At 40.9% G+C, this 16,688-nt stretch carries 19 protein-coding genes and 1 pseudogene; 2 read left to right on the top strand and 18 right to left on the bottom strand.

Going from position 1 to position 16,688, the window contains the following annotated elements; all coding sequences use genetic code 11:
• Positions 1 to 137: 137 nt before the first annotated feature.
• From R7M72_RS00945 to R7M72_RS00935, 3 genes are all read right to left on the bottom strand, one after another.
• Positions 138 to 329 carry a hypothetical protein gene (locus R7M72_RS00945; protein WP_005373328.1) on the bottom strand — a complete coding sequence of 64 codons (192 nt, stop codon included), beginning with the start codon at positions 327 to 329 and terminating at the stop codon, positions 138 to 140.
• Between the two features lie 109 nt (positions 330 to 438).
• On the bottom strand, positions 439 to 1,374 hold the full coding sequence (locus tag R7M72_RS00940; RefSeq protein WP_318055990.1) for a universal stress protein: 936 nt from the start codon (positions 1,372 to 1,374) through the stop codon (positions 439 to 441).
• Between the two features lie 393 nt (positions 1,375 to 1,767).
• A complete protein-coding gene (locus R7M72_RS00935) occupies positions 1,768 to 2,487 on the bottom strand; it encodes an SDR family oxidoreductase (protein WP_053307575.1) in 720 nt (239 codons plus the stop codon).
• Positions 2,488 to 2,622: 135 nt separating this feature from the next.
• On the opposite strand from R7M72_RS00935, the gene R7M72_RS00930 reads away from it, so the two are divergent.
• The gene (locus R7M72_RS00930) at positions 2,623 to 3,531 is read left to right on the top strand and encodes a LysR family transcriptional regulator (RefSeq protein WP_005373334.1); all 909 of its coding nucleotides are present in this window, start codon (positions 2,623 to 2,625) and stop codon (positions 3,529 to 3,531) included.
• 90 nt (positions 3,532 to 3,621) lie between these two features.
• On the opposite strand, the gene R7M72_RS00925 is transcribed toward R7M72_RS00930, so the two are convergent.
• Positions 3,622 to 4,395 carry an AraC family transcriptional regulator gene (locus R7M72_RS00925; protein WP_053304702.1) on the bottom strand — a complete coding sequence of 258 codons (774 nt, stop codon included), beginning with the start codon at positions 4,393 to 4,395 and terminating at the stop codon, positions 3,622 to 3,624.
• 99 nt (positions 4,396 to 4,494) lie between these two features.
• On the opposite strand from R7M72_RS00925, the gene R7M72_RS00920 reads away from it, so the two are divergent.
• Positions 4,495 to 5,631: a multidrug effflux MFS transporter gene (locus R7M72_RS00920; RefSeq protein ID WP_053304701.1), complete on the top strand. Its 1,137-nt coding sequence runs from the start codon at positions 4,495 to 4,497 to the stop codon at positions 5,629 to 5,631.
• 114 nt (positions 5,632 to 5,745) lie between these two features.
• Here the strand turns inward: R7M72_RS00920 and R7M72_RS00915 are convergent, their stop codons facing one another.
• From R7M72_RS00915 to R7M72_RS00855, 14 genes and pseudogenes are all read right to left on the bottom strand, one after another.
• Positions 5,746 to 6,156, bottom strand: coding sequence for a hypothetical protein (locus R7M72_RS00915; protein WP_262634413.1), 411 nt, complete (start codon positions 6,154 to 6,156; stop codon positions 5,746 to 5,748).
• Between the two features lie 251 nt (positions 6,157 to 6,407).
• Positions 6,408 to 6,845 carry a hypothetical protein gene (locus R7M72_RS00910; protein WP_228010135.1) on the bottom strand — a complete coding sequence of 146 codons (438 nt, stop codon included), beginning with the start codon at positions 6,843 to 6,845 and terminating at the stop codon, positions 6,408 to 6,410.
• The gene (locus R7M72_RS00905) at positions 6,826 to 7,386 is read right to left on the bottom strand and encodes a hypothetical protein (RefSeq protein WP_158173439.1); all 561 of its coding nucleotides are present in this window, start codon (positions 7,384 to 7,386) and stop codon (positions 6,826 to 6,828) included. Before R7M72_RS00905 ends, R7M72_RS00910 begins: the two co-directional genes overlap by 20 nt.
• A 295-nt stretch (positions 7,387 to 7,681) precedes the next feature.
• Complete coding sequence (locus tag R7M72_RS00900) at positions 7,682 to 8,173, bottom strand: hypothetical protein (protein ID WP_130546333.1); 492 nt, start codon at positions 8,171 to 8,173, stop codon at positions 7,682 to 7,684.
• Between the two features lie 9 nt (positions 8,174 to 8,182).
• Positions 8,183 to 8,730, bottom strand: a pseudogene (locus R7M72_RS26285) (hypothetical protein).
• 88 nt (positions 8,731 to 8,818) lie between these two features.
• A complete protein-coding gene (locus R7M72_RS00895; protein WP_157632379.1) occupies positions 8,819 to 8,971 on the bottom strand; it encodes a hypothetical protein in 153 nt (50 codons plus the stop codon).
• Positions 8,972 to 9,087: 116 nt separating this feature from the next.
• On the bottom strand, positions 9,088 to 9,504 hold the full coding sequence (locus R7M72_RS00890) for a hypothetical protein (protein ID WP_158173438.1): 417 nt from the start codon (positions 9,502 to 9,504) through the stop codon (positions 9,088 to 9,090).
• Positions 9,505 to 9,554: 50 nt separating this feature from the next.
• On the bottom strand, positions 9,555 to 10,124 hold the full coding sequence (locus tag R7M72_RS00885) for a hypothetical protein (protein ID WP_053304698.1): 570 nt from the start codon (positions 10,122 to 10,124) through the stop codon (positions 9,555 to 9,557).
• Complete coding sequence (locus R7M72_RS00880; RefSeq protein ID WP_017633750.1) at positions 10,121 to 10,927, bottom strand: AHH domain-containing protein; 807 nt, start codon at positions 10,925 to 10,927, stop codon at positions 10,121 to 10,123. Before R7M72_RS00880 ends, R7M72_RS00885 begins: the two co-directional genes overlap by 4 nt.
• A gap of 14 nt (positions 10,928 to 10,941) precedes the next feature.
• A complete protein-coding gene (locus tag R7M72_RS00875; protein WP_258457347.1) occupies positions 10,942 to 12,429 on the bottom strand; it encodes a PAAR-like domain-containing protein in 1,488 nt (495 codons plus the stop codon).
• Positions 12,430 to 12,576: 147 nt separating this feature from the next.
• A complete protein-coding gene (icmH, locus tag R7M72_RS00870) occupies positions 12,577 to 13,368 on the bottom strand; it encodes a type IVB secretion system protein IcmH/DotU (RefSeq protein ID WP_005373354.1) in 792 nt (263 codons plus the stop codon).
• The gene (gene tssK / locus R7M72_RS00865; RefSeq protein ID WP_054576088.1) at positions 13,365 to 14,690 is read right to left on the bottom strand and encodes a type VI secretion system baseplate subunit TssK; all 1,326 of its coding nucleotides are present in this window, start codon (positions 14,688 to 14,690) and stop codon (positions 13,365 to 13,367) included. Before tssK ends, icmH begins: the two co-directional genes overlap by 4 nt.
• An 11-nt stretch (positions 14,691 to 14,701) precedes the next feature.
• Positions 14,702 to 15,202: a type VI secretion system lipoprotein TssJ gene (gene tssJ, locus R7M72_RS00860; protein WP_005386118.1), complete on the bottom strand. Its 501-nt coding sequence runs from the start codon at positions 15,200 to 15,202 to the stop codon at positions 14,702 to 14,704.
• On the bottom strand, positions 15,195 to 16,688 hold the full coding sequence (locus tag R7M72_RS00855; RefSeq protein ID WP_318055989.1) for a type VI secretion system-associated FHA domain protein: 1,494 nt from the start codon (positions 16,686 to 16,688) through the stop codon (positions 15,195 to 15,197). The genes tssJ and R7M72_RS00855 overlap by 8 nt, the downstream gene beginning before the upstream one ends.

The raw sequence follows: 16,688 nt of genomic DNA, 5'->3' as shown, positions 1-16,688 counted from the left end.
TACGCCCTATCCGGCGCAAATGACAAACTCCACTGTATTGTTTTAGCCCAAGCGCTTCAAAAACGATCATGAAACCAAGGGAAAAGTAGCAAACAGTAATCACTGAGTGCTACTTAGAGGAACGCCGATACAAACCGCTATTTGCTGTCTGCTACGGCATAAGAACGTAGGTCACTACTTACGTGTTCTTGGCTGAATGTATATGGATTATCGTCATCAGCTAACTCGAATGCATCGTAGGTGCAGTCACCGATATCATTTCTCGGACAAACATAAACATTCGAACGTTCTATCATTTCTGTGTGGCATTTCGGGCATAGGTTTTTCATGTCACTCTCCTCTGATAACTTATTGATACATTGATAATTCCATGTTCTAGAGATCCATCTCCCTCCTTTACCTAAAACATCACTTAAACCCAACTTTGTTACACCCCAATTACTGAATCGGTGAGACAAAACCATCGGGCTTAAGAGCGACCAAACTACAGTTAATCGATTGCAAAATATTTTCAGCCGTATTACCAATGACATAGCCAGATATACCAGTTCTCGCTAAGGTTCCCATTACCAGCACGTCTACCTCAATACTCTCTACGTAATCTGGAATCTTTTCGTCGGGTTTTCCATGCAGGTGGTGAATCACAATTTCACCTGTAATCCCAGACTCCTCCAACAGCTGTTGCAGAGCTTGTTTATGATCGGCTTTTGCTTTGTCGAGTTCATGTTTCAACTCAGCATCATCGACTTGAATCCAAGCGTTACCATTAAGGTAGTTTTCTAAGTAATACTCCCAGCAAGAAATCACGTGTAAACGACTATCGCAGGTGTCGGCTATCGAACGCGATAATTCGAGTAAACGCACGGCTAATGAGTGCTGTTCATCGCTTGCCGTTAATGGGTCGATAGCCACAGCAACACGGCGCTTATCTCTTGGCTTATCAATTGGTCGGTGCAACCAAAGCGGACAAGGGCATTTTCGTAACAGAGTCATATCAATAGCTTTGAAACCCTCAGCACCTTCACCGAGCGGTTCAGCTTCTTTGATGATGAGATCTTTGTTATCAGCTAATGCTTCTTTAATAATACAGACAGCGGGCTTTTCACTGCTTTTCACAGTAAGAGGAAATGCGAGATCCTCTTCAGAGAGTCCCAGCTTCTGTCTGTATTCGTGAATACTTTGTTTGAGGGAGTCTTGCAGCGATTGCTCATAACTTTGCTGATACTGGATCATGTCTGTTGGGAAATCAGGACACGCTATTAGCCCTGAGACAGGCACTTTGTTGCTAGATGCAATCCTCATCGCTTGTTCGAGGGCGTCACTATGGCCTGGCAATCCTTGTGTTGCAAAAAGTATGTTTGCGAATCGTTTCATACACACCTCCTTGTTTGGTTAAATATTAACCATCCACAAAGTATAATACCTAACGGATAATTGTAACGGCTTGTGACGTTGATGAAATCAATTCTCATTAAGAGACGGATATTGCTTCATTTTGTTTTACGTCACACTCTCCTTTCTTCACAACTATCGCCTTCGACCTAAATAAATTCCGCTACCTAAAATTGAGACCAAATAAAAACCCAAATTACTCAAAGTTTTTTCTCACCTTGAGTAACTTGGGTATAAGCAATAACACACTTAGTGTCCGGATTTAAATGGATGACCTAAATTTTCACGCAACTTAGTTTAAAGATGCCATCTCAATCACGAATCGATATGCAAAGTTTTACGGCTTTAGTGACCTAAAATCGCCGTAACTCAATGTTAAGGTTGTTGTTTTGTCGGTGCCAAAGCAATTTCACGAACACATACACCTTGCGGTTGCTGATAAGCAAACAGCACTGCTCGTGCAATGTCGTCTGCTGCCAACACGCCGCCCATATCCACCTTCCAGGCGTCATAACCATCTTTAATATCTTGAGACGTTGTATGTGAAAGTAATTCCGTTTCCACTGCACCAGGTGCAATCGTCGTAACGCGAACATTCGATGACGCAACTTCTTCACGTACGTTTTCAGAAATAGCATGAACCGCAAATTTGGTACCGCAATAAGCAGCATGATCAGGGAATGTTTTCTTGCCCGCAATAGAGCTGATGTTAATGATCGTACCACTGTTACGTGCTTTCATAGGTGCTAGGACGGACTGCATGCCATTGAGCAAGCCAATTACGTTCACATCAAACATGCGCTTCCACTCCGATGCTTCCTGAGTATCTATCTGACCGAGAAGCATAACGCCTGCGTTATTTACAAGTGCATCTACCGGACCATACAACGCTTCAGCTTTCTCTATTGCAGCCTCGAAAGAAGCTTTGTCGGTCACATCTACCTTTTCACAAAGCGTATTTGGTAAGTTTAATGCTTCCAAACGTTCTACACGTCTTGCTAACAAAAGAAGAGCATGGCCCTGGTCACTGAAGTGACGTGCAATCGCTTCACCAATGCCTGAACTAGCGCCTGTAATAACAATTAACTTTTTCATTTTGAATCCTTAATCGAACGGTTTACATCAGTGGCGGTAAGTTTAAGAAAACTTTGTTTGTTGATATATACCGACCTAGTTGAAACACTGTTGTTATACTGCAACAATACTTTTTTGAATTATGAAGAAGTCATCATGCAAACACACATCAACCTTGCAGATATTCGCTCTTTCGTCCTAATCGCTCAACTAGGAAACTTCACGAAAGCAGCAGAGCAACTTGGCGTTTCTCGCTCACACGTTTCACGTCAAATAACAAATCTGGAGCAACAGATTGGTGTCACTTTGCTACAAAGGACCACTCGAACACTGAACCTCACCGAAGCAGGCAAGGTTCTGTATAAACAGTGTGAAACTGCCCTTCACAATATTGATCAAGCTGTTATGGCAGTGGTTGATGATGTAGAAGACTTAAGAGGTGACATTCGTATCAACTGTGTGGGGGGCTATTTAGGAGAAGACGTTGTCGCAGATATCGTTGCTCAATTTCTAATCCAACACCCACAAGTGAGCATTAACTTAGATTTTAGTAGCCATCGTGTCGATTTAATCGCAGATGAATTCGATATCGCTTTTCGAATGGGAAAGTTAGACGACTCCAACTTTATCGCTCGCAAACTGATCGATGTGGAAATGGGGACATACGCAAGCCCAAACTATTTAGAAACATATGGCTATCCTTCGCATCCAAAGGACTTAGAAAAACACGTTTGTTTGACAGGTAGTGTGACACGGTGGGCATTTGAGAACACGAATACAAAGCAGTCAACGGAACACCAGATACGTGGACAGTTACGATGTAAGAGTGGCAGAGTAATGATAAAAGCAGCCTTGGCGGGAAATGGCATCATCCGTGTGCCAGCACTTTATTGTCAACAAGAACTCCAGACAGGCAAGCTAAAAGAAGTGTTTACCAATTGGAGCATTCCGAGTGTGGAATTTTCACTCCTTTATCATCACGACCGACATCAACCAAAACGCATCCGAGCCTTTGTTGATTTTACTACGCAATACTTTCGCAAACTGCAGAGTAAAGACAAGTAACCTGCACGTTGGTACCTGTCTATGTATGCTTTATAGGCTGAGCCTGTGAACCTGGGGATTGTTCTAGAAAGAGTGTGAGCATTTTGACGCTTAAGGTTTGGTTTTCATAAACGTCAGAGGTGTTTGTCCAGTTTGCTTTTTGAAAAATGCAATAAAAGCACTGTCTGACGAAAACTCCAGCCAATCGGCAGCTGCGCTGACTGGCATGCCCGTTGATAACAATTCAACTGCCTTTAAAAGCCTCCACTGTTGCCGCCAATCTTGATAATTCATTCCCGTTTCCGACTTAAATAATCGTGTTACCGTCTTGGTGCTTGCCCCAACTTTGCTTGCAAGAGTAGTAAGCGAAGGAGCCAGAAATGAAGGTTCAACCAACTCTCGACGAAACGTTGTTAAGCGCCGATGCGATGGCAAAGGCAACTGAAACGAATAACGTTTCGCAGCATAAAACTCCTCCCAAAAAAGCGCCGTCGTATTTACCATCTCGCTGCTAGGCTTATCCCACTCCCAAAATGACATTTTATCAATAAGAGCTTGGAGCAAATTATTCACTTCTATCATCGTGATCTTACTCGGACAGGCAAACTCCTCACAATCAAAATACAAAGATCGATACGCCACCACATTCGTCATTAGTGCGCGATGCGGCGTATTAGGTGGGATCCAAACCGCCTTTGTCGGTGGCAAAATACAAATCGAGTCTTCCAGAGCAAAACTCATACAACCTTGAGGTGCGTACAATAACTGCCCTTTCTTGTGCATATGCATACCTGAGTCGTGCTTGCCAATATCAGCAGCAATTCCCACTACATAATTAGTAATCTTGTCTGCATCAAATTGTGTTTTTTCGTTAATAAGCGCCATTTTGTCCGAATGTTGATGTATTTGGTTTTTATGTTGTTATTAGATCAATCATAGCCTCATTTATACTGCCCGCCAACTTCATTAACGATGGGTAACAATATGAATACTAAGCCCTCTTTATGGCTCATGCTGGTTATGTTGATGTTTCCGCAAATTGTAGAAACTATTTATAGCCCAGCGCTGAGCTCAATCGCTCTTTCATTTGATGTAAACCACGCACAAGCAGCCCAAACATTGTCGATTTACTTCCTAGCTTTTGCCATTGGCGTTGTAGTTTGGGGAGTTCTCGCAGATAAACTGGGAAGAAGGCCCACCATGCTTATTGGGCTCTTTATCTATGGTTGCGCATCTTTACTCGCAACTCAAACCGAAAGCTTTGCTGTTGTCATGACCGCGCGAGCCCTAAGCGCATTTGGTATCGCGGTAGGATCCGTTGTCACACAGACCATGCTTCGTGACGCGTTTGACGGCCAAGAACTGAGTAAAGTCTTCAGCTTAATGGGGATGGGCATATCAATCAGCCCGGTAGTTGGCATGCTATTAGGTGGGCAGCTTACAGCGTTCGGTGGATACCGTTATGTGTTTTTTGCCTTGTTTTTAATCGCGTTAGTATTACTCGCTTATAACGTTATTAAGCTTCCTGAAACACAGAAGGAACAGACACCAGTGCGGTTGCATCAACTTAGCTGGGAAATGGTAAGAGACGCGCGAATTTGGCGCTCAGGATTATTGGTTGCTTTGTATAACATTGCTCTATTTTCTTATTACCAGCTTGGCGCATTTACTTTCTCAGCACTTGGGTATAACTCCGAACAATTTGGATACAGTGGCATGGTACTGGGGTTAGGCACTCTGCTTGGGAGTTATTTAAACAAATCCCTAGTGTCTAAAAATGTTCGAAAAAGCCAACTACTTTGGCTCTCAGCAGTATTGCTTAGTTTGGGATCAGTCGGTGTGTTGATTCTGAGCCAATCAATCTGGTTTGTTGCTCCAATGGTGTTAGTCGTCATGTCTTATGGGATTGCGATACCCAATATACTCAGTGACGCACTCGTTGATTATAAACAACAGGTAGGTAGCGCAGGCGCTTTATTTGGGCTCATGTACTACATCATGATCGGGACGGGACTAGCGATGGCTGGAACAGCACAAAACTTAGGTGTCGTTCTATTAGCATGTAGCTGTTTAGCGATTTTATTAGCGTTTTCTAAAAGGCAAGTTCATACCAACTTGTGACCAGATACTACGCATTGCTTGCCTAATCTTCCGAAGATTGGTCTACATCTTTTCTAACGGTTAACTCAAACGTAAATAAAAAGCGCCTGTCGGCGCTTTAATTATCCATAGATCTTATTGCCATGTTGGCTCGCCAAACTCTTCACAACGTTGCTTGTCGTAATTTTCAATGCGCCCGCGTTTACCTACAAACTGAACCTGAACAACCATTCCAGCTTCAACATATTCACTGAAATAATCGCAAGAAACACGAAAACTAGTATCGCGTATAACAATTGGTACCCATTCATAACCGCCGCTGCGTGGTAAGTAAGACTTGAAGGTAATGACCCCGTCATCTGAAACGTTGATTTCTTCATCATATTCATTCAACTTATAAAAACGTTGTCCATCAAACTCTGCCTTTGCTTTTTCAATTATTTCCTTCGTTGCTGTCGATTGCATCGGCGTATTTGAGACCAGTTGACACCCAACAACAGATGTCAATACGGACAAAGCCAAAGTGAGTTTAGTTATTTTATTCATTTACCTAACCACTGTATAATTATTCAACACTTACCATCTAAAAAAAGGATGAGAATATACTTTATTTTTAAATAATAAAAGCAATAACTTATCTTTGATAAGCGTGTTCACTGCCAACTTTATCGTCAAAAGATTGGAAAAGTTAGTTGTAATTTTTGCGATGGAATCACAGAACATACTCTTAATTCTTTGTTTTACGTTCGTTTTTGGCTCACCTGCATCACTTCTACAGTTAAGGAAAAGCAATTATTCTAATAACGCCCAAACGGAGCTGTTGTATCATACCAAACGTCGACACATCCAGCTGACTTCAAGTCTTTAACGAAATTATCATTAATATATAATTCATTGTTCTCGTTAAAAACAAAAGCATACTTTTCTTCTATGTCTAAATCAGATAGGGTTGGAAATTGTAAAAGTTCAATTGTTTTATAATCATCAAACTGTCTATCATAATCATCAGGATGGCTACCAAAATCGAAATCACTATCCCAAGCATCTTTCCCTTCTAGCCAAAATTGATTCAACTTTTCTAAAATCTCTTCCCAAATTACAAATCGAATATTATTTTCAAAAATAATAAACAAATCAGGGTTAGAAAAAATCATACCTGGTCTTTTTTCAGGTAATAATTTACTAATATTTTCTTTATTAAACTTGATATACATGTCAACCAGCCCACGCTTCATTAAAGTGCTCTATTGGTACAAATTCAACGCCATTTGGAGTTTTTGATTCAATTTCTTTTACTATACTTTTATGAAAGAATGTGTGAAACCCCCAAGCTGAATCTCTAAAAAATAGCCTTTTTTGAAGCGGAATCGGTGAAATTTTCTGAGGATCAATAACGACTTTTTTCATTCCTGATATATTTCCTCGTTTGAACCTTTTAAAGTCGCTCTGTTCATGACAGATGACATCTAGTTCATTTGCTAACTGTAACATCATGAAATCATGTTCACCTCTATCAATTAATTTGATATGTATCCAGTTAGAACCATATAACTGTTCAACTTTCAAGCTATTATATATATCCTTAGATATAGCAAATTCAGGCTCTATAATAACATCTGGTATTCTATACTGTTCGTCTGGTTTGTATTTTGCTAAAACAGGTACGGGTTTACATGGAAAGGTAAATCTTGTACTGTATGCTGCTTCTTCATATTCCTCAGGAACTGCATAAATTGGTGTAATTTGATTTTCTTTTACGAAGAAATAATCACTCATGATCCTGCCTAGTTTATTCCGAATAGTGTGCCTAGTTCCAGTAACATTAAGCCTATGAGGACACGCTTCTCTACTTTTTTTGTCGCATTCAACGTTACCACCTCCGCATCCAATTTTTGAGCCGGAGCATAGTCTTTACCAAACCTGGACAGAGTCCAATGAAAGCTGTTTAGTTTATCCACTATATCTTCCGCAGCATCATCTAAGTCCTCAGTAAACTCTTTTTTACAGTAATATTTTTTCTCAACTCTTTTTTTAATCTCGCTGATATGAAAAAAGCGCCTTTCGGCGCTTATTATACATCTCTTATCCAAACGTCTTTGACGTCTTTTTTAAGAAGGTCAATCACACTTTGGTGAATGAAAACTAAACCAAAATCTTCTTCTAGTTTAAATATTAATCGTTCTTCTAAGGGGATATTTTCTAATTTAGAAAAATCAAACTCTGTTGATTCAATGTCTAACCAGTTCAACTTACCGTATTGTTTTTCTTTGTCCGTCAATTTATAAGTTTGATGGATATAAGGCATACGATAATCTTCGTAAACTTTAATTTCATCATCAGATGGCTGGCTTGGAGAACAATCCACGCGAGCGTCTAACCACTCTACTCCGTGTACGACCAGTTTCTCTACTTTTGACGCAATATCACTGATGATAAATAGCTTCGGAGAAAAAGTCATTTCCAAAAGCAGATCAGGCTCTACTGGCACTATTGGTTTAGGGGTTTGCTGGAATGGGAAGTTAGTTAAGTTTTGCTTTGTTAAAATAATATAGTCTTCTTTCATTATTTTCCCCTAAAATTTAGGTGCACGCATAGATGTATTCTTCTTCATTTTCCTAACTAGAGAAAATCTTGAATCATTACTAATCAAATCATAGATTTCTGGAGCGAAAAATACTGCAGTATCAGCTCCTTTAGCCCTATAAACCACCCGTTTATGGAAGGGGATCTTTAAAATTTTCTCTGGGCTTAGAAACAATCGGTGGACGATCAGGTCCCCATTGTTTGGTGATACTTCTACAACACTTCGTTCAAAGTCGACAACGTCTTGAATGTTATTCAGAGCTAGTATATATCGATCGGTGATGCTGGATAAAACTCTACACCATAAGGATCAAAGCTCATTACAAGATCTGCAAATTCTTTAGTAACACATATGTCACCATTGTCCGAAATGGGGTGAACCATGGAGGAAGTTACATTTTTATCCTCCCATCTTATTGGACTCTCCGAACTCGTTGGGTGAAAATTATTTGTACTATATAGAAATTCACGATCATCCACACATTGGAATACCGTTGAACTTCTCATATAGTCCTCAGAGATTACCGAAAACTCCATCTTATACCTCTTTATTGTTTGGTAATTATCTTGCTTTGCTCTCTTACACTCATAAGGCGATATTACTAGTGAAGGAATTAAAAACACATCAATAATCTTCTGTAGGAGCAAACCTTTTTACAAGCGGAATTGGCTGATTAGGATATGTTAATACGTTGGATGGAACCGAATAAGAAAATTCATCCGGAAAATCATAAAGTGGTGTTTCAACAATTTCTCTAGCAAAGTAATAATCGCTCATTTACAACTTCTGACGTTCTTATTTTATTCTTGTTCTTTAATTCAACAGGCATCAGCGGTGCTTCAATCGTAGTATTAAAGAAAAAGCGCCATGAGACGCTTTTCAATGCTGGCAGTCTAATAACGGCCATATGGAGCTGTGGTATCATACCATACATCGACACATCCAGCTGACTTCAAGTCTTTAACGAAGTTCTCACTAATATATAATTCACTATTCTCGTTAAAAACAAAAGCATATTTTTCTTCTACTTCTAAATCTGTCAGGGTTGGGAATTGTAAAAGTTCAATTGTTTTATAATCATCAAACTGTCTATCATAATCGTCGGGATTACTACCAAAATCAAAATGACTATCCCAAGTATCTTTTCCTTCTAACCAAAATTCATTTAACTTTTCTAAAATTTCTTCCCAAATTACGAATCGGATAGTATTGTCAAAAATAATAAACAAGTCAGGGTTAGAAAAAACCATACCTGGTCTTTTTTCTGGTAGAATATTGCTTAAATTTTCTTTAATAAACTTAATATACATATTACTTTAGGATTGTTATTTACATAAAAGTCATTTAAATTTAATTTCATCTATCTAAAGTCTGAATAGCCGTCTGCCGGTATAAATTCCACACCGACTAGCTTAGAATTTTTTATTTTTTCAACTAAACTTTTATGGAAAAAAACACACTTCAACCAACCAGGATCTATCACTATCTGTCTTCTATCTACTGGTATAGTCTGAATTAGTTTTTCATCTAATATAAGATTAAGAATACCACTAATCATCTCATCACCATTAGAATCCTTTCGGTACCTCTTGATCTTACTTTCAGATCTATCAATCAACTTAATCTCGTTGACAACTTGTAGCATAAGAAAATCATGTTCGCCTTTATCATGAAGTTTAATATCGACCCAATTAACCCCAAAAATGTTATTAAAATCTAATTTCGAAAATTCATTTTTCTTAATCGAGAAATTTGGCATTTCAAGTATATCTGGGATTTCATAATCATCTTGTGGAAGAAATTCGACTATCAAGGGAACAGGTGCTTTAGGGTAAGTAAAACTCGTTAAGGGCACGGAATCAATGTATTCATCTGGAAAACAATAAATTGGGGAATTGACACACTCTCTTGCAAAAAAATATTCACTCATTTTCCAACCTCAAGTTTTCTAGGTTTCATAGTCTTACCTTTTACATTCTTTATATTGTGTTTTTCTTCCGGTAGCTTGGAAGATCTACTTGGGCATGCGCTTCTTGATTTATTCTTGCTTTCTATATTACTCTCGCCTGCACAACCTATGTCACTTGCCGGAGAGTAATCATGACCAAAAGTCGAAATTGTATATAAAAAGCTATCTAAACACACTAAAACGTCTTCAGAGACGTCGTCTAAATCAGACTGAAAGTGCCTTTTATTCCCTGATTTGCAATAATAGCCTCTTCTTGCACTTTCTTTTACACCTTTAATATCTCGATTAACTGACTTTATATACTTTATATCATCCAGCCGCAACTTAGATGCTACGGGGTCAGGAACCTTTGTTACCGGAATTGATGTAAGTTCACCACTTTCAAGATCTGAACTTGTTTCCCAAAACTGTTCTTGCTCGGTCTTGAAGTCCAAACCTCCACCATGGCCAGACTTATGGACGTGTGTATTGACTTGACAAGCGATATCCGTTTTGGAAGGGAACATTACCCCATTTTTCCAGGTGTTTATATCATACTCATATGCTTCTCTGTATTTTTTCCACTCTGGAGTATCTAAGTTTTTAGTTGTTATGATGTGGTGAGCCTGAAGTCCGAACTGTCCGTCATCCCCCTTCAAACGTCCATCCGCCCATAAATGTTCATTGAAGCCCGACTTATAGTGCTTAGATTTAATTGCTTTTGCTAAAGCAGGCCCTGAACCTTTTATAAGACTATGTGTTTTTGCAGTTGAGTTTTTAGCCATGATGGTATTGACCCCTAATAAGCATCACATTTTTCTGGTTTTTTCTTACAAACGGGACAGACAAAGTCTTTTTTATCTTTGTCCTCATTTGCCTTCGCAGAACTCTTTCCTGACTGTGCAGACTCGCCAGTATTATGTTTTACTTTTGCTGGGTAAGTTTTCTCACTCTTACCTAAAATTCGAGCAAAAAGGTCATCAAACTCGCCCATCGCTTCTTTAAGCTTATCCGGTACCATCTTATCGATGATTTTTACCTCATCCGCTAATTTCAAGAAATACGTACCGAGCTCATCTGCACCCATTCTGTTTGCGTATGAAGCCAACTCAGTTGCCACTTCAATGCAAGGTTTTAGAACATCGCTAACAATCTGGCTGGTCTGTTTTGCATAATCCATCCAATCTAACGTGCGTAGGAATTTTTCTGGATCGCCTTTACCCATGCCTCTTAAAACAGCAAGCAAAGTATCTTTTGATGTTCCTTTACCGCCTTTTAACGCAACTTTACAAGTGCCTTTGACTGCACTACCAAATGTCGGGACACAACCGATAAGCGTTAATGAAAGAGCTAGCCAGTTTTCCGACTTTTCACGTTCTTCCTCATTCAACAACGTCATAATGTTCGCTGATAAATCGCGGACATCTGCTGCTTGATCGACAACAGGGATCATGGTCAGGGCCGTATTGGCAATGATCTGTTCTACGGAGGCATCATCGTTAAAGTCACCAAGAATAACGCCCCAAACCCAGCTTGCAGCACCAGACATTCTCTTCCACGCATTCTCCCAGAAACCGACTTCTCCACGCTTAGCTTCTTCAATAATTAGCTGCGCGTTTGCACTTGGATCAAAGTTCGGGTTAGTCTTGGTTGGAACATTTGGCATAAAATCGCGACTGTCCTCACCATACTCTATGGCAAACTCACCCGGAGCAACACCACCAACCGATGCTTTACCGTTGTTGTCTAATGTTCCTTCAAATACGGCGCCAGATTGATCTGTGAGAGTGTAAGTTGCGCCTTGAACGGGTTCGCCGTCTGAGTAAGAGAGGTACAAATCAACCGTGTACGTCCCTTCCTGATCTTCCGTAACAGAAACCGATGGGTTTTGTGCCCCACCCAAACACATAGTGTTGGCTTTGTTCATGGTCATTTGATCGGACAGGCGACATACGCCCTTACCTTCAAATTTAACCGTTGGTGAGGCTGAAATGAATTTTGCTTCGGCTTCTATCGTGCCTGAGGCAACGCCTTTTCTGTCACCGCCCGCATCGCCGGTACTTTTTGAGAACGTACTGCCCTTGATAGCGACACTGTTACCGCCATCCATAGAGACTGTCGTAGTCCCACCAGCAAGGTCTGCTGATTTAGCATTGTTGCCATAAGGGATAGGGACGACTGGCTTGCCGACCTTAGTTAAACAAACATCTGGGAGCGTTGCATTCGCTTCACCACCTGAGCCTTTATGAACTATCGAAAGTCCATTCGCACCAACTGTTACGCCCATAACCAATCCATTTGAATTTTATTGATTGAATGATAAAAGAGATCGCAAACTGCAATCTCTCTAAATAACTAGTGAATTTCACTAAAAGACCAGTGATATTCACAATAAGCCCTAAAACTGGCAGAAGATCTCATTTTAGATCTCTGGTTATCTATACATTTCAAGCAGTTGCTGAAATTTTAAGTCTATGACGATGTAGGTTGCCGCATACATAAGCGCAAACGTCATCGCACTAAGACTTAAGATCAGCTTGGGTGAAATTACCCTTTTTAACGGCTTCTTTAGGTATTTAGCTTTAAGGTTGATTAAAGAAACTTTTTCTTGTTCTGCTAGGCGGTCATCTCGCACTAATCGATAAATGGTGCTGCCAATTTCCGCTAACTTTTCATTACCACGCTCTTCACGGCCGTACTTGCCTTGGAAACCAAGTTGAAGCAATAAATAGAGAAACTCTATAACGTGACGGTATTTGCGAGGGTCGGCTTTTAAGCGGTCGAGAATAACGAAAAACTTGTCACCACCAGATGTTTCGTTATGGAATTCAGACAGTAAGCTGTTCTGGCTCCAGTGACTATTTGCCCCCCACTCTTGCCGACAAACAGATTCATCAATCGCCGCACACAAGCAGTAACGAATAACAAGAACCGAAGCACGATCGAGCTCCATTTCATTAAGTTTTCGTTCACCTTTTCGAATCTCACGTGCCACTTGTTCACGAAATGGCATCGGGTCATCAAGCCAAGGGATCGAAGACATACAAGACAGACTAGCGATCAACCATGAGAACTGGTCCACTAGCGGGTTAATACCCATGTTATCGATAGATAGATCTTGTACTGCGATGTTTCTCGACAAGTCAGGCGCTGGCATTACCTCCATTGGTTTGCCAGGCTCTGGTTGGAATAAGACTACGGTGACGTCGGTTTCTGCGTAACTCATAGACGAACGGCCCAAAGTTGCAATGATAAGTTAGCGAAATCGCCCGCAACGTGAATCGCAATCGCAGCAGTGTTCTTCAATGCCATCCACTCTTCGCCCGTTTTATCGAGCTCGAAATAGGTGTAGCCAGCGTGATACGGCAGCGCGCGTGGCACAACTGGCATTGGTTTGATCTCAATCCCAGGCAGTTGAAGGTTAATCAAGTCACGTATGTTATCGATAGAACCGATCTTCGTTTGGCTGACAAACTGGGTATGCAGAACATCCAAGGTCACGTCGGCTTTAACTGCGAGGATAAAGGTTGTCGTATCAATGATCTTATTGTCAGGGATTGCTGCCGTTCTGATGCCATAGTTCTGATCTTTTAAGGTCAGTGGAATTGCTCTTTGCTCAGACATCACGCTCAATGTCATTTTTGCACTGTCTAGGACACGAGAAAGACAGCTAGTAAGATCACCATGATTGTACTTCGTAAACTCAATAGGTCGGCGTGTCGTTGAGCACAGCGTCGAAAGCTCACCTTCTGCCTGAAGAAGAATTCGATACAAAGACTCAGGATGCACAGCTTCTGTGCTTGCGAAATGCCAAAACAAGGGTTCGTATCGGTTGAGCGCTTGCAATAGCATAAAGTCAGAAACCGATGATACGCCTTGTTGATCCACCACCCCTAATCGCTGAACTATCGATTCCGCGCGATGCTTCAACATAGAAGCAAACTCGGTCGCAAATTTACTCAGTACTGTCGACGCATGAATATCGATACAGGTAGGAATGAAACTATCATCTAAGATCACGCTGCCATCAGGCTTCACTTCTGAGATCTTTAAGATCGGAACAGACGTATAAGCACTCTTATCTTCATGATCGTACATTAAGCAAAAGTTAAGCTTACCGACGACGATATTTGCCATGTCTTCCGAATCATAACAAGCGTCAACCGCTTCTTGAGATTCCATCGTATAGCGCGCACCGTCTTTTTTGGTACCAAACAACTCAGAACGTTCCGATGGTAACGGACAGCACAAATAAACGACTTTATCGGCAATCGAAGGATCTACATCTTTCACTTCAGGCAGCTCGGCAAGCAACGGAAGCTCAAATGGTGTCCGGTCTTGTAAAATACCTTCAGCACGAGTAATACCGATTTTACCCAGTGCTAGTAACTGAGAGTTGATTTCTAAACGTTTAACTCCCCAATGCAAAGGCGATGCATTGGCACTCAGTAGGCTCGATAGTTTACTTTGCGAACGATCGAGTTGTTGAAAATGCTGCGGCTTCATGAACATTCCATCTTGCCAAACAACTGGATTGTATAAAGACATGTTTCTATCCCTTAAAAGTAAACCTGTTCAATGCCGCGAGTGTTATCAGAAATTAACTCACTGCCCTCTAACTTGAGCTTGATGTAGTACTCGCTCTTCTCTTCAATAACTTCCACTTTTCGCCATGACGAACCATCAATATCACGAAAAGCCACTGAAAAACCGACGGCACGAGTGTCAGGGTCTAGCGTTAGCATTTCATGAACTTTTCCACCTGGCTGTATTTGATATTCGTAACGTTTGATGTACTCATCACCCAACGACGCTTTATCGCTCTCAAACAAGGCAAAGAAATCTAAGCTTCGGAACAATACTGGCGAACTTAATTCGTGAAGACGGAGAATAACTGGAGATGACTGGCCCCCATTTCTTACATTGAGTACAGGTGATGCCTCAATAACCAATTCAATCGACGAAGTTTCTGGTGTGATACCAGTGGACTCTTTAAATTGATCCCACATGGAACAACCGGACAACATGGCAAATCCGAGTAATACGGCGATACTACGCATGGTTTCCCTTAATCACTTTGTTATAGTTTTTCTTAATCAGCCCTTTTAAGGATGTTTCATTAAGCAGGCGACGATTATTAGTGTAGAAATCTAGGTATTCGGTCCACAGCTTTGACTTAGTTGAGAACAAAGACTGGCTAGTGACCCTGTTAGCAAATGCTACGGGATCGTTCGTTTCTGACTGTTCTAAAATGAGCTCATTCAGTGCTTTGTTAAACATAACTTGGTGGTCGTTCAGCTCATCGAGCATTTGTTCAACCAGTTCATTTGGAGCCAGTAATTGCTGACTATTCAAAGTGAGCATTAGCTCTGCAATGTTCGAGTTAGCCTCACTCGCACTCTGCTCATCTTTTAACGATTCCACTTCGTGCAACTCTTTCTGTAGGTTATCAATACATAAACGCAAGCAAGTGCCCATTTGCTTGAATAACTGCGCCTCGTTTGTCATCAACTCTGAGTTTCGAATACCCAAACCATCAAAAAACGCTTGCGCTATATCTTGAGAGCAAACGGCCGCATCAGTATCGACTTGTGCTTTCGTCGTACTGTTTATCGCGTGCTCTGCCGTAGGTATTTGAAGTTGCTGATTAGTGTTAGGAGAAGGCGTAAAAGATTGGGTCATCTCTTCCCATTTTGACCCTGTGTTAGCCTGCTCTACGACCATCTCAGTAACATTAGGCGTACGATGTTGTCTTTGAATCGTGCTATCTGGGGCTACTGTGCCAGGTTGCATCACCTCAGCTGAGGCAATATCGGCTCTATGTACCTTACCGCTTTCTGGCGCTAATGCATCATTGACTGATGCGTTACTCTTGGTTTCCACAGCCATCCAGTCTTCAGGGATTAGGCTTGGTTGATCAAATTCGGAATATATACTGAAACTGTCATCGACCACCTGACGTGTGCTTTCCACGGTTCTAGGTTGTTCAGATTCTGTACGCTCATTATCACGAATTAAGTAATCGTCATCTCGCTGCATCGAAAAGTTAAGGTGAGCAACAGGATCATGACAATCAATGTCATCCTGTTTAGTCTCCATAAACAAATCTTCTAAGGCACCGACTTTTTCTTCCTCTTCGACAACCGCATCTCCTAGACTAACCAGAGGATCGCTAGATACTCGCTCAGGAGCAATATCAGCGGCGATGTCTAGTGTTGAGGTAACGTGCTCAAGAGAAACACCAATCTCATATTGCCCTAAAGAAATGATGTCGCCATCAACTATCGCAACGGGTTGATTTTTTAATATTTTATTCCCATTTACCATTGTGCCGTTAGTTGATACGTCACTTATATAATAGGTATCTCCATACACGCTGAGCAAACAATGAGTGCCCGATATAAAGCGGTTGTGATCGGCTAAAGACACGCTACAGCTTGGGGAACGACCTATCGAACCACCACTTTCAGGCATTTCAATATGCTTTGCACCGGTGTATTCCTCTGGACACTTTGAGATAAATAAAACTAGCTGATTTGAGTACAT

Source organism: Vibrio sp. YT-18 (genome assembly GCF_033337345.1).
GTDB lineage: Bacteria > Pseudomonadota > Gammaproteobacteria > Enterobacterales > Vibrionaceae > Vibrio > Vibrio alginolyticus.
This window is presented reverse-complemented; position numbering and strand designations above follow the sequence as displayed.

Bases quoted from the DNA above. Each gene is read 5' to 3' on its own strand.
- R7M72_RS00945 (WP_005373328.1), bottom strand. From the start codon at position 329: ATGAAAAACCTATGCCCGAAATGCCACACAGAAATGATAGAACGTTCG.
- R7M72_RS00940 (WP_318055990.1), bottom strand. From the start codon at position 1,374: ATGAAACGATTCGCAAACATACTTTTTGCAACACAAGGATTGCCAGGC.
- R7M72_RS00935 (WP_053307575.1), bottom strand. From the start codon at position 2,487: ATGAAAAAGTTAATTGTTATTACAGGCGCTAGTTCAGGCATTGGTGAA.
- R7M72_RS00930 (WP_005373334.1), top strand. From the start codon at position 2,623: ATGCAAACACACATCAACCTTGCAGATATTCGCTCTTTCGTCCTAATC.
- R7M72_RS00925 (WP_053304702.1), bottom strand. From the start codon at position 4,395: ATGGCGCTTATTAACGAAAAAACACAATTTGATGCAGACAAGATTACT.
- R7M72_RS00920 (WP_053304701.1), top strand. From the start codon at position 4,495: ATGAATACTAAGCCCTCTTTATGGCTCATGCTGGTTATGTTGATGTTT.
- R7M72_RS00915 (WP_262634413.1), bottom strand. From the start codon at position 6,156: ATGAATAAAATAACTAAACTCACTTTGGCTTTGTCCGTATTGACATCT.
- R7M72_RS00910 (WP_228010135.1), bottom strand. From the start codon at position 6,845: ATGAAGCGTGGGCTGGTTGACATGTATATCAAGTTTAATAAAGAAAAT.
- R7M72_RS00905 (WP_158173439.1), bottom strand. From the start codon at position 7,386: ATGAGTGATTATTTCTTCGTAAAAGAAAATCAAATTACACCAATTTAT.
- R7M72_RS00900 (WP_130546333.1), bottom strand. From the start codon at position 8,173: ATGAAAGAAGACTATATTATTTTAACAAAGCAAAACTTAACTAACTTC.
- R7M72_RS00895 (WP_157632379.1), bottom strand. From the start codon at position 8,971: ATGAGCGATTATTACTTTGCTAGAGAAATTGTTGAAACACCACTTTAT.
- R7M72_RS00890 (WP_158173438.1), bottom strand. From the start codon at position 9,504: ATGTATATTAAGTTTATTAAAGAAAATTTAAGCAATATTCTACCAGAA.
- R7M72_RS00885 (WP_053304698.1), bottom strand. From the start codon at position 10,124: ATGAGTGAATATTTTTTTGCAAGAGAGTGTGTCAATTCCCCAATTTAT.
- R7M72_RS00880 (WP_017633750.1), bottom strand. From the start codon at position 10,927: ATGGCTAAAAACTCAACTGCAAAAACACATAGTCTTATAAAAGGTTCA.
- R7M72_RS00875 (WP_258457347.1), bottom strand. From the start codon at position 12,429: ATGGGCGTAACAGTTGGTGCGAATGGACTTTCGATAGTTCATAAAGGC.
- icmH (WP_005373354.1), bottom strand. From the start codon at position 13,368: ATGAGTTACGCAGAAACCGACGTCACCGTAGTCTTATTCCAACCAGAG.
- tssK (WP_054576088.1), bottom strand. From the start codon at position 14,690: ATGTCTTTATACAATCCAGTTGTTTGGCAAGATGGAATGTTCATGAAG.
- tssJ (WP_005386118.1), bottom strand. From the start codon at position 15,202: ATGCGTAGTATCGCCGTATTACTCGGATTTGCCATGTTGTCCGGTTGT.
- R7M72_RS00855 (WP_318055989.1), bottom strand. From the start codon at position 16,688: ATGTACTCAAATCAGCTAGTTTTATTTATCTCAAAGTGTCCAGAGGAA.